The organism is Rhodococcus sp. 05-2256-B1 (assembly GCF_002258465.1).
In the GTDB taxonomy this organism is placed as follows: Bacteria; Actinomycetota; Actinomycetes; order Mycobacteriales; family Mycobacteriaceae; genus Rhodococcoides; species Rhodococcoides fascians.
On record NZ_NOZA01000015.1, the window covers coordinates 424,053 to 436,075 of the forward strand.

9 protein-coding genes are annotated in these 12,023 nt (G+C 66.6%); 4 read left to right on the plus strand and 5 right to left on the minus strand.

Features of this window, described 5'->3' with window-relative positions:
- Nucleotides 1–14 precede the first annotated feature (14 nt).
- Entirely contained in the window at nucleotides 15–1,160 is a 1,146-nt protein-coding gene (locus tag CH285_RS07975; protein WP_176458491.1) for an acyltransferase family protein, read from the plus strand.
- Here CH285_RS07975 and CH285_RS07980 read toward each other — a convergent pair.
- The 3 genes from CH285_RS07980 to CH285_RS07990 all read right to left on the minus strand — a co-directional run bounded on the left by CH285_RS07980 (nucleotide 1,138) and on the right by CH285_RS07990 (nucleotide 6,149).
- Nucleotides 1,138–5,385: an alpha-(1->3)-arabinofuranosyltransferase gene (locus tag CH285_RS07980; RefSeq protein ID WP_094643585.1), complete on the minus strand. Its 4,248-nt coding sequence runs from the start codon at nucleotides 5,383–5,385 to the stop codon at nucleotides 1,138–1,140. The genes CH285_RS07975 and CH285_RS07980 overlap by 23 nt on opposite strands.
- Before the next feature lie 22 nt (nucleotides 5,386–5,407).
- The gene (locus CH285_RS07985; protein WP_072692026.1) at nucleotides 5,408–5,578 is read right to left on the minus strand and encodes a DUF2613 domain-containing protein; all 171 of its coding nucleotides are present in this window, start codon (nucleotides 5,576–5,578) and stop codon (nucleotides 5,408–5,410) included.
- A 103-nt stretch (nucleotides 5,579–5,681) separates the two neighbouring features.
- Entirely contained in the window at nucleotides 5,682–6,149 is a 468-nt protein-coding gene (locus CH285_RS07990) for a universal stress protein (RefSeq protein WP_027495380.1), read from the minus strand.
- Nucleotides 6,150–6,303: 154 nt separating this feature from the next.
- Between CH285_RS07990 and CH285_RS07995 the strand changes: the two genes are divergently transcribed.
- Both CH285_RS07995 and CH285_RS08000 read left to right on the plus strand, forming a co-directional pair.
- Nucleotides 6,304–7,479, plus strand: coding sequence for a glycoside hydrolase family 3 N-terminal domain-containing protein (locus CH285_RS07995; RefSeq protein ID WP_027495381.1), 1,176 nt, complete (start codon nucleotides 6,304–6,306; stop codon nucleotides 7,477–7,479).
- A gap of 62 nt (nucleotides 7,480–7,541) precedes the next feature.
- A complete protein-coding gene (locus CH285_RS08000) occupies nucleotides 7,542–8,144 on the plus strand; it encodes a TetR/AcrR family transcriptional regulator (RefSeq protein ID WP_027495382.1) in 603 nt (200 codons plus the stop codon).
- 115 nt (nucleotides 8,145–8,259) lie between these two features.
- Here the strand turns inward: CH285_RS08000 and CH285_RS08005 are convergent, their stop codons facing one another.
- On the minus strand, nucleotides 8,260–9,117 hold the full coding sequence (locus CH285_RS08005) for a MaoC/PaaZ C-terminal domain-containing protein (RefSeq protein WP_032367093.1): 858 nt from the start codon (nucleotides 9,115–9,117) through the stop codon (nucleotides 8,260–8,262).
- Nucleotides 9,114–10,460: a 3-oxoacyl-ACP reductase gene (locus CH285_RS08010; protein ID WP_094643584.1), complete on the minus strand. Its 1,347-nt coding sequence runs from the start codon at nucleotides 10,458–10,460 to the stop codon at nucleotides 9,114–9,116. The genes CH285_RS08005 and CH285_RS08010 overlap by 4 nt, the downstream gene beginning before the upstream one ends.
- A gap of 139 nt (nucleotides 10,461–10,599) precedes the next feature.
- Between CH285_RS08010 and CH285_RS08015 the strand changes: the two genes are divergently transcribed.
- A complete protein-coding gene (locus CH285_RS08015; RefSeq protein WP_032374814.1) occupies nucleotides 10,600–11,898 on the plus strand; it encodes an acetyl-CoA C-acetyltransferase in 1,299 nt (432 codons plus the stop codon).
- Nucleotides 11,899–12,023: the final 125 nt, after the last annotated feature.

The following is a 12,023-nucleotide window of genomic DNA, read 5'->3' on the forward strand; positions in this document are numbered from 1 at the left end:
ACACTTGAGCCACCATGAGCACTCGAGTCCACTCGGCGTCCGTCGTACCGTTGCGTGCCTTCGTGCCCGCTCTGGAGGGGATGCGGGCAGTTGCCGCGCTCGGCATCGTCGTCACCCACGTCGCATTCCAGACCGGGGCCGCCAATTCCCCGCTGATGGGCCGAGTCTGGGGCCGGTTCGATCTCACGGTGGCGATCTTCTTCGCGCTGTCGGGATTTCTGCTGTGGCGCCCGCATGCCGCGCAGGCCCGCGGACTCACGCAGGCGCAGCCCACTCGCCGCTACTTCTGGTCACGCGCAGTGCGCATCCTGCCCGCCTACTGGGTGGTCACGGTGCTCGTCCTGCTGTTTCTGCCGCACGCAGGCGGGGACTATCGGGTGTGGCTGGCCAACCTGTCGCTGACCCAGGTGTTCGTACCGTTGACGCTGACCGAGGGCATGACGCAGATGTGGTCGTTGTCGGTCGAAGTGGCGTTCTATCTGTTGCTGCCGCTGTTCGCCTGGCTGATGATCCGGCTTCGGGGATCGTCGGCGAGGTACCGAGTGTGGGTTCTGCTCGCTGCGTCCGCGGTGACGCTCTCCTGGGCGTTCATTCCGATCGCGACACCGGAAGCCATCCATCACGACAACTGGTTGCCCGGCTACTTCCCGTGGTTCGCCGCCGGCATGGTGCTCGCCGAAGTATCGGTCGGTCCGCAGATGTGGGTGCATCGTTGGGCGCGTCGCACATGGGTGATGCCCGCGATCGCGGTGACGGCATTCGTTCTGTCGGCGACGCCGCTGGCGGGCCCACAAGGATTGGTGCGGCCCGAGCCGTGGCAGTTCGAGCTCAAGATCGTCTTCGGTGCCGTGCTGGCGTTCGCGATGCTCTCGCCGTTGGTGCTGGCCGATTCCGCCCGCAGGCATCGGGTGTTCGAGCATCCGGTGATGCTGACCCTCGGCCGCTGGTCGTACGGGATCTTCATCTGGCACCTGGCCGTGCTCACCGTCGTGTTCCCGGTGTTCGGCATCGTCCCCTTCTCGGGCGGCATGTGGTTCGTGCTGACGGTGACCCTGGCACTGTCGATTCCGGTCGCTGCCGCGAGCTATGCGCTGGTGGAAGAGCCGGCCCGGCGCAGGTTCGCGCCGAAGAAGGCGGTCACGGCTTCCGCATCGCGCTGACGGCCAACGCGACGATGCCGATCAACGATGCCAGCTGCACCGCGTAGGACCCGCCCACATATCCGTCGGCCGACCGCCACGGCCCGAGCGAGAGCAGCGCTGCCCCCAGCAGAGCGAATCCACCTGCTGCGCACACCGATACGCGAGACGTGAGCTCCGACCCATAACGGCGGTTCAGCAGCGCCGAGCCGACACCGAGAACCAGCACCGAGATCGCTCCGACGACGCCTGCCAGCACGATCGCCGCGCCGAGCAGCGCCGCGAATGCCACCGGAGTGCTACGCCAGGGCCTGGGCGCGGGGCCTGGATCGACGACGCCGCGGGGCAGTCGCACCGCCGCGATCAGCAGCGGAATCAACAGCAGTAGTCCGCCGAAGATCCCGAGTCGGTACCAGCGGTCGGTGGTGAAATCCAACGACACCGTGCCCGACGCCCCGGCCGGGACGATCCAGGCCTGCTGCCAGCCGTCGACGACCACCGGGATCAGTTCGGCCCCTCCGGGTGTCGTTGCCCGCCAGCCACTGTTGTTGCTTTCGGGGATGACGAGCAGGCGATCCGAGGTGCTCGAGGTGAGGGTCACTTCGCGGTGATCGGGACTCCATGCTGTGGTGCGCGCCGCCTGCGGTGCAGACGTGTCCGGCCACAACGCCGGAATGGGCATGGTGCGCAGCCGAAGCCCGTCGACGAAGAACGACGCTCCGGGTTCGACGACGATGTCCTGGCGTCCCTCGGGGAGCGACACGGGATTGACGAAGTTTTCGTTCACCGGGATGTCCGCGTCGCAGACCGATGCGGGTAGAGCTGCGCCGGAACGGAATTGGTCTGCGGTGGCCGTCACCGAGGTGCGCACCGTCTGCCCCGCGATGGACACCAGGGGCCCGTCGAAGCAGTCGACCGTGATCTGCCGGTCACCGTCGTACGGCGGCCCGATCGGCTCACCGGCGGACAACGGTGTGACCTCGGCAAATCCGGGCGGTTGAGATTGGATGAAGCCCAACGAGTTTCGGTCGAGTACGCCGTCCCAGTCCACGATGGACAGCACGATCCTGTCGGTCACGTACGGTGCCAACGCGAGTGTCGTCGAACCGTCGGTATCCACATCGCGCACCATCGGACCGTTGCCCAGATTCACTGCTACCCGCGTCGGGTGGGCAGGCAGCGCGCCGAGGCTGGGGCTCAGCTCGAGCCCGTCGACCAGTGTCGGAGCGGGCAATTGGATGGTGAGAGTGGGGTCGGTGCCGGCTCGATCGGTGATCGACTTCTCCGGTGCCGTCCACGACGTACGCGGGTCGCCGTCGGTGGCGGCGAAGGCCGAACCGTCGAGGTCCGCGACGTCGGACGCCCCACTCGCCAACGGCCGGCCGGGCTGGGCCAGCAGGGCCTCGAGCTCGGGGGACTGCCGCGTGCGTACCGTCAGCTCGGGGATCACCGCGGTGCCCATCGGGACGCCGATCGTGCGCGAGAAGCGGCCCAGTTCCTCCGGCGACTTGGACAGTCCACTGCTGCAGCGGATTCGATCGTCGGTGTCCAGGCAACCGGAGCGGCCCGGAAATTCTTGGCCCAGCTCCCACGCGTCGACGCTCGCGCCCGCGGGAGTGGGTGGCAGTACCGCGCGATGCACGATGGAGACCGGCGTGGGGTTGTCTCGATCGGAGTAGTCGTCCACCGACACTTCGCTGATGCCGAACTGACTGCCCCGGGTGCCGTCCACCGTCGACTTCGCGGTGATGCGCAGCCACGGAGTTTCCCCACCGGGCAGCGACACCGTCATCGGGTCTCCCGGCTTGTCCACCCGGGCCGCCGTCGAGCCGTTCGGAGTGGTGACCTCGACCCACTTGACCGGGTCTCCGATCGTTCCCGGGCTGGTCCGCATGTGCAGCAGCCCGCCGCGCACCGGAGTATCGAAATCGAGTTGAAGCCATTGCCCCACAGCGCGTTCGATGCCGTTGCTGATCCAACCGGTGGCCAGGTCGCCGTCCACTGCGGCCGCTACCCCGCTGCCGGGCACACTGCCCCCGATCTGAGTCGCGTCCGACGCCGAACTCGACGCGGTCAACGTCGCGCCTTCCCACTCCGCGTTCACGGTCTGCGCCCCGTACACCGGATAATCGGGCACCTCGTTGAGCGAACGACGGGGCTCGTCGGCGGCCCGCAACGCGGAGTTGTGATTGTCCACCTGACCGAAGTCGGTCTCGCGATTCATCGGTGTGTCGGTCACCGTCACCGAATCGACGGGCAGGCCCGCAGCAGCTGCATCCGACGCCAACAGCGTCGGCCCGGCCGGAACGGGCAGCCGAACACCGTTGTTGCGCAACTCGTTCGATCGCAGAATCGACTCGGGCCCGCCCTGCACCACCGGCACTCGATCCACATCGACCGTGTACTGACCGGAGGCAGGTACGTCCGCTGCGGCATCGACCGCGTAGATCTCGACGGCCGGATACGGAGGCCGTAGATCGCCGTCCAGAACCACCCCGTCCACCTGACCCGGTGCCACGTCCTCGCCGAACTCTGCCACCTTCTCGAGCCCCGGCGAACCGTCGAGCACGCGGTGGACGGACGCCGGTCGGGTGGACCGCGAATCCTCCGGATCCAGGTCGTTGCGCACGACGACGTAGCTGATGCCCTGTCCCACAAGGGTGTCGGCCAAGCCGGTCGACGGCCTGCCGTCGGCGAAGAGTCGTTGCACCGAGTCGAGGGCGCGAATGGCACCGGGCGGCGTGAGCGGAACCGCATCTCGGACGGCCCAGGGCGTGGTCGCGAGAGCCTGCAACGGCTCGTCGCGCGTCAGGCCCCAGGTCTGCAGAGCAAACGGTGCGCCGGGCACGATCAGTGCACGCTGCGCGTCGGAACCGTCGGGACTCGAGCCGGAGGCATGGTAGGTGAGCCAGTCGGCGGCGTCATGCCAGTACTGCGGCACGGCCTCGTACGCACCGCGCGGCGCGAGCTTGCCCGTCCACGCCAGCGCCGTCGAGAGCGTCAGCGCAACCAGGATCAGCGCGGTCACCGCCATCATCGGGTGCTTCTCGGGATGCGCGACGGCCGCTCGCCACGTCGGCCGTGGAACCGAACCCGGCAATGGAACCCGGGCCAGTAGATGAGCGAGGCCGAGTACCAACGGGATTCGGATGACCGGCTCTAGTTTGTGAATGTTGCGCAGAGGTGCGCCCGCGGAATCGAGGAACACTCGCACGGTTGCCGCGAACGGACCGTCGAGATCGCCGACGAACCCTGCGCCCAGGCCAACGAGGCCGACGAACAACATGACCGTCAATCGGCCGCGGGCCGGCATCGAGCGCATCGCCAGACCCGCAATGCCTGCGGCCGCGATCAAGCCGGTCGCGATCACGGCAGCAGGCTGAGTCACCAGCACGGCGCCCGCCACCCGCTCGGGAGAGACGAACGGGGTCCAGCTGCCGGTACCGCGCAACACCTCGGTCAGCGACGTCCACTGGGTCGTCGTGCCGGACGATTCGATGTAGTCGAGGAACGGCGGAGAGACCTTGCCCAGCAACAGCAGTGGGACGATCCACCACAGTGTCGCCAGCACCAGAAAGCCGGTCCACCAGGCCGCGAACACCAGCCAGCGGCGGTTCGGTCGATGGCACAGCAGCCAGATGACGGCCACCAGAACGGCGGCGGCCGTCGCGACGGCATTGACCGCGCCCATCAACGCCACGGCCAGCGCCGATTGTGCCGCCGCACGCCGAACCGTGTTTGTTGCGGACCGACTGTTCAGGCAACGAACGATGGGAACGAGCACCCACGGCGCGAGCATCATCGGCATCGTCTCCGAGGAGATCGACGCCAGAGTGGTGATCACCCTGGGGGACAGCACGAATGCTGTCGCTGCGATCAGACGGGAAGTGCGGCTGCCGACACCGAGTGCCTCGGCGAGCCGGACGATTCCCCAGAAGCCGGCGACGAGCAGCAGCGCCCACCAGATGCGTTGGGTGATCCACGGTGGGATCGACAGCAGATCACCGCCGGCGAAGAACGCCCCGTGCGGGAAGAAGTAGCCGTAGGCCTGATTCTGCACCTGGCCCAGCGGAGCGGCGCTGTTCCACTGATGCGAGGCGCGTTCGAGAAATCCGAGAGGGTTCTGCGCCAGGTCGTACTTGGTATCGGCGACGGTGAAGCCCGGGACCTGCAGAAACGTGAGCAGGAATGCGAGAGCGGAGACTCCGAAGAGCCAAATCCGACCGAGCGGCTCGGTCGAGATCAACGATCCACGTGAGCGACCAGCGTCAGCGGCTGCCGTACTCAACCTGGTTCAGCAAGGACGAGTCGGCGTTTCCGGTGCGATCGATGTCCGGCCGAGAGTTGTCTGCTGCACCGGCGGTGACTCCGAATACGACGCCGGCACCCAGTACGGCTCCGACGACGGCGGCAATGACACCCGGGACAGCGAACTTCATCTCGGTTCTCCAGTCAGTCGGCTCAGTGAAGCAGTGGGCGAGGTTGTCCCCCACGCGGGCATCACGGTATCACCTGCACCCCGTGAACCGGCCGGTGGACGCGTTACTTTCCTGGAGGAACGATCAGCACGGGTCGATGGCTGTGCCGCAGCACGTGCTCGGCTACCGAGCTCTGCAGTAGGGCCCGCAGCCCCGTGGTGCCCCTGGTGCCGGTGACGATGATGTCGACGTTCATCTCGTCGGCCTTCTCCACGATCGCGCTCCAGATGGCGGTGGTGCATTCGGTGCACTGGCCTTCCACCTTCAGGCCTGCGGCCTCGGCCAGGGCGACGCCCTCGCTGTTGGTCACCTTCGCATCGGTGAGAGCGACGTCCTCGGCCTCGTCGTCCGGCACCCACTCGGGCTGCATGACACCCGACAGACCCGACATCCGCGCTGCTTGACGCACCATCGGTTCCCAGGCCGTGACGACGATCGCGCGAGAGGTGGTGAGAAACCGTCCCGCATAGTCGATGGCTCGTTTGGCGTTGTCGGAACCGTCGTAGGCAATGAGTATGAGGTCAGCAGTCATGGTGGTGATTCTCCTCATGTCGCTTTCGTCCAGATTACCCCGCCCCTGCCATGGATCAATGTGGGTTTCAGTCGCTCGGAGTGCAACAAAGTCGCATTGATCCCAACCGGAGGGCGGTCAGCAACACGCAACTTCTCGGCTACCGTCGTATTCCATGCGACTTCGGTTTTCGGTTCGGTCCGCTGCAGCACTGACGGTCGGGGTGGGGTTGCTCGTCTCGTGTTCCAGTGAATCGTCGCAGGTGGCCTCGACGCAGTCGGCCCCGTCCTCGACGACGACCGCTCCGCAGACGACGGTCCCGCAGTCGACGCCTCCGCCGGCCGACGCGTGTGTCACCTTCGTCGACGGTCTGACCGAGCGGCAACGTCTCGCTCAATTGCTCACCGTGGGCGTCACCGGAACGCAGGACGCGATTCGGATCATGTCCACCGAGCAGGTGGGCGGGATCTTCGTCGGCAGCTGGACCGACGAGTCGATGCTCGGCAACCGTGAGGTTCCGCAGGTGCTCGACGCGTCCGCGGTGGCACCGATGGTGACGATCGACGAAGAAGGCGGACGCGTGTCGCGGGTTGCCGATCTGTTGGGTGCGGCACCGTCGGCGCGGGAACTGGCGCAGACGATGTCGGTAGACGAGGCGTATCAGGAGGCCTTGACGCGAGGCCGGGGACTGAAGGATCTCGGCGTCACCGTCGACTTCGCGCCGGTTGTCGACGTCAGTGCTCAGCCCGATGATTCCGTCATCGGCGACCGCTCGTTCTCCGACGATCCGCAGGTCGTCATCGAGTACGCGGGGGCGTACGCGAAGGGGTTGAAGGATGCGGGTGTCGAGCCGGTCATCAAGCACTTTCCCGGGCACGGCTCGGGTTCGGGCGATTCGCACACCGGGGCCGTCACCACGCCGCCGCTCGACGAGCTGAAAGCCAAGGATCTGCTGCCGTTCGCCGCGCTCGACACCACCGGAGTGGGCGTCATGGTCGGCCACCTCGACGTGCCAGGACTGACCGACCCCGGTGTTCCCGCCAGCATCAGCCCTGCGGCCATGGCGTTGCTGCGCGACGGCGTCGGATACGGAGCGAAGCCCTTCGACGGTCCGATCTTCACCGACGACCTCAGCGGCATGGCGGCGATCACGGCCCGGCTCGGGATCGTCGACGCGGTCGAGTCGGCGTTGGTGGCCGGAGCCGACGTGGCGTTGTGGCTGACCACCGATCAGGTGCCGGCGGTGTTGGACAATCTGGAGGACGCAGTGGCGACGGGACGCCTTCCCGCAGCCCAGGTGGACGAGGCAGCGGCGACGGTTGCGCGGTTCAAAGGGGCGTGCGGAGCCTGATCGGTCGTCGCTCGACCTTACTGTGGAGTAACGTCTAGTGCTTCGTACGTATTGGAGGATCCATGGCTGGCGGCACCAAGAGACTGCCCCGCGCCGTCCGCGAGCAGCAGATGCTCGACGCGGCAGTGGATGTGTTCTCCGACAACGGGTTTCACGAGACATCGATGGATTCGATCGCCAAGAAGGCGGCCATCTCCAAGCCGATGCTCTATCTGTACTACGGCTCGAAGGACGAGCTGTTCGCGGCGTGCATCCATCGTGAGGGCCTCAAGTTCGTCGAGGCCCTGACGCCCGCTGCAGACCCGACCCTGACGCCGCGCGAACAACTGCGCCGCGCGCTGGTCGGTTTCCTCGGCTTCGTCGGCGAGAACCGGAAGTCGTGGATGGTGCTCTACCGCCAGGCGATCGGTCAGCAGGCTTTTGCCTCGCAGGTGCAGAGCAGCCGAGACCGGTTGATCGAGCTGACGGCCGGCTTGCTGGCGATGAGTACCCGAGACCCGGAACAGTCACAGAACTTCGGGCTGATGGCCGTGGCGCTGGTCGGGGCCGGTGAGGCTGTGGCCGACCGCGTGGCAGGCGGAGAAATCGAGGTCGACGCGGCAGCGGACCTCCTGGAAAATCTGGCGTGGCGCGGACTCGCCGGCAAGAAAACTGCCACTACCTAGCTGGCCGCCCGGGTCGTTCCGCAGGCTCCACTCCTGCCGCCACCTACACAGCCGAACTCGAAGTTGTGGACGGAAATCCGAGGAAATCCGTCCATAACTTCGAGTTCGAGCTAACTCAGCGCAGGGTTCCCGTCAGATGCGGGTAGCCCTTCTTCGGGTTCTTCAGTGACAGGTCCCAGCCGGTGCCGACGGCATCGGCGTAAGCGTTGATCGTCGCGGGCAGGAGGATCGGCTTGCCGAATCGGATGCTGTACTTCACGGCCTCCGGGATACGACCTTCGACCGTCTGCAGTACCGCTGCAGCACTCCACATTCCGTGAGCGATGGTCTTCGGGAAGCCGAAAGCCTTTGCACCGAGCGAGGATACGTGGATCGGGTTGCGGTCTCCCGAGATGGCCGCGTACCGGCTGATGATCCGCTGATCGACGCGCAGGGTGCGGGTCGGGGGCGGCGGCACCTCGTCTGCAGGCGGTGTTTCACGGGGTCCACCCGAGAGCGAGGTCTTCTGCAGGCTCAGGAAGCTCGAGGTCTGCTTCCAGACCAGTTCGCGTCCCACCTTGACCTCGCTGATCAGGTCGACCAGCAAGCCCTTGCGGTGCTCGCGCAGATTCTCCGCGTGCACTCGGATGTCCAGCGGCTCCGATGCCGAGATGCCGCGGAACTGCTCGATGACGTTCTCGGCGTGCACCGAACCGATGGCGGCGAACGGAAAGCCCTTGGACACCATCAGTTTCATGACTGTCGGGAACACCAGCGTGAACGGGTAGGTGATCGGGAGCTGATCGCCGAATCGCAGCCCCGTCGCGCGGCAGTAGCCGGCCAGGTTGTCCTGGTCCACTCGCAGGCCCTTGAGCTCGAACACGGTGCTGGGCACCGTCTTCGACTTGGATCCGAGGAAGGGCAAGGCACCCAGTGCAGCCGAGGTGTAGATCTGCGATGTCTTCGGCTGCTCGGTGAGCGTGACGGTGCTCATGCGCCGAGGAGGCTCTGGCCGCACACGCGCACGACCTGCCCGGTGACGGCGTTGGATGCGGGAGAAGCGAAGTAGGAGACCAACTCCGCGACGTCGACGGTCTCGCCGCCCTGCAGCAGCGAGCTCATGCGCCGTCCGGCCTCGCGGGTGGCGAACGGGATGGCCGCCGTCATCGCGGTTTCGATGAAGCCGGGAGCAACCGCGTTGATGGTGATGTTCTTCTTCGCGAGCACCGGTGCGGATGCATGCACCAGGCCGATGACGCCGGCCTTGGAGGTGCCGTAATTGGTCTGGCCGCGGTTGCCCGCGATACCGGCGATGGAGGAGACGTCGACGACGCGGCCACCCTCCTTGAGTGCGCCGGATGCCACCAGCTCGTCGGTAATACGCTGCGGCGCAGCAAGATTGACGCCGATGACGGAGTTCCAGCGGGCGTCGTCCATGTTCGCGAGGGTCTTGTCGCGGGTGATGCCGGCGTTGTGCACGATGATGTCGGCACCGCCGTGGCGCTCGAGCAGGTGCTTCGAGAGGACCTGGCCGGCGTCGGGCGAGGTGACGTCGAGGGCCAGCGAGGTACCGCCGACCTTGTTGGCCGTCTGCGAGAGTGCTTCTCCCGCTGCGGGAATGTCCGCAGCGATGACGGTGGCTCCGTCACGGGCGAGAACCTCGGCGATGGTGGCACCGATGCCGCGGGCAGCGCCGGTGACGACGGCGACCTTGCCGGCGAGCGGCTTGTCCCACGAGGCCGGCGCCTGCGAGTCGGCGTCGCCGACGACGATGACCTGGCCGTCGACGAAGGCGGACTTGGCCGACAGCAGGAAGCGCAGGGTGGATTCGAGGCCGGAGAGTCCGGTCGACGCGTTGGGGGAGATGTAGACGAGCTGAGCCGTCGCGCCGCGCTTGACCTCTTTGCCCACGCTGCGGGTGAAGCCTTCGAGGGCGCGCTGCGCGATGTGCTCGTCGACGCTCGACGTTTCTTCGGGGGTGGTGCCGATGACGACGACGCGAGCCGAGGGTGCCAGGTTGCGGATGACCGGCTGGAAGAACTCGAAGAGCTGCTCGAGCTCGGCGACGTTACCGATGCCGGTGGCGTCGAACACCAATCCGCCGTGCTTGTCGTCGTGCGGCTGCGACTGCGGGTAGTCCGAGAGCAGCTCACGCAGCGGCTCGACGAGGCGGCCGTTGCCGCCGATCAGGACCGGTCCGGCCAGTGGCGGCTCGCCTGCCTTGTAGCGGCGCAGCTTCTCGGGCTGCGGCAGGCCGGCCTGCTTGGCGATGAAGGCTCCCGGCGCGGACGCGAGGAACGTTGAGTAGAGATCTGGGGCTCCCTTGGAGGCTGCCACTGTCGTACCTTTCATTCAGCGCTGCTCGCTCTGAGGGCGAGGCGCACGACCGGGTGTCGACAACCAACTTACTCGCCAGTAAGATGAAACTCCACCAGGGCCATTCCCCACATGCTGGGGACGATGTTTGGAGACGTCAGTGACAAGCAAGCAGCTACGACCGGTCGCAATCGTCGGTGGCAACCGCATTCCGTTCGCGCGTTCGGACAAGAAGTACGCGCTGGCGTCCAACCAGGACATGCTCACCGCCACCATCGACGGTCTCGTCGCCCGTTTCGGTCTGCAGGGCGAGCGTCTCGGTCTCGTCGCAGCCGGTGCCGTGCTCAAGCATTCGCGGGACTTCAACCTCACCCGTGAGGTCGTGCTCGGCAGCGCGCTGAGCCCGTACACCCCGGCATTCGATATCCAGCAGGCCTGCGGTACCGGTCTGCAGTCGATCATCGCCGTCGGCGACGCCATCGCCTCGGGCCGGATCGACGCCGGTATCGGCGGCGGCGTGGACACGACGTCCGACGCTCCGATCGGCGTCAACGACGAACTGCGCGAGTTCCTGCTCTCGCTCAACCGGGCGAAGAGCACCACCGCTCGCCTCAAGCTTCTCGGCAACGTCCGTCCCGGCATGCTCGGCATCGAGATCCCCCGCAACGGTGAGCCGCGTACCGGCCTGTCGATGGGTGATCACGCCGCCATCACCGCGAAGGAATTCGGTATCCGCCGCGAGGACCAGGACGAACTGGCCGCAGCGAGCCACCACAACATGGCGGCCGCATACGACCGCGGATTCTTCGACGACCTGGTGACGCCGTTCCTCGGCCTGACCCGCGACGACAACCTGCGTCCGGGATCGACCGTCGAGAAGCTGGCTACTCTCAAGCCGGTCTTCGGAACCAAGCTGGGCGACGCCACCATGACGGCCGGCAACTCGACTCCGCTGACCGACGGCGCGTCGGCTGCGCTGCTGTCGAGCGACGAATGGGCTGCCGAGCGCAACCTGCCGGTGCTGGCGCACCTCGTCGATTCCGAGACCGCCGCCGTCGATTACATCCACGGCAACGGATCGTTCAAGGACGGCCTGCTGATGGCCCCGACGTACGCGATTCCGCGTCTGCTCGCCCGCAACGGTCTGACGTTGCAGGACTTCGACTACTACGAGATCCACGAGGCGTTCGCTTCGGTGGTGCTCGCGACGCTGCAGGCGTTCGAGAGCGACGCGTACTGCAAGGAGCGTCTGGGACTCGACGGTGCGCTCGGTTCCATCGACCGCAGCAAGCTCAACGTCAACGGATCCTCGCTCGCCGCGGGCCACCCGTTCGCCGCAACCGGTGGACGCATCGTCGCATCGCTGGCGAAGATGCTGGCCGAAAAGGGTTCGGGCCGCGGCCTGATCTCGATCTGCGCGGCCGGTGGCCAGGGCGTCACCGCCATCATCGAGCGCTGATCACCGCAGCTACGGCTGCTCCCCGATACGGGGACACGATCTGGGGGTCACAGGGTCGGCGGATCCGGCAAACGAGGGGTTTTCGGATCTGCTGATCACAACGTCGAAAAGGCACGCAGAGCTCG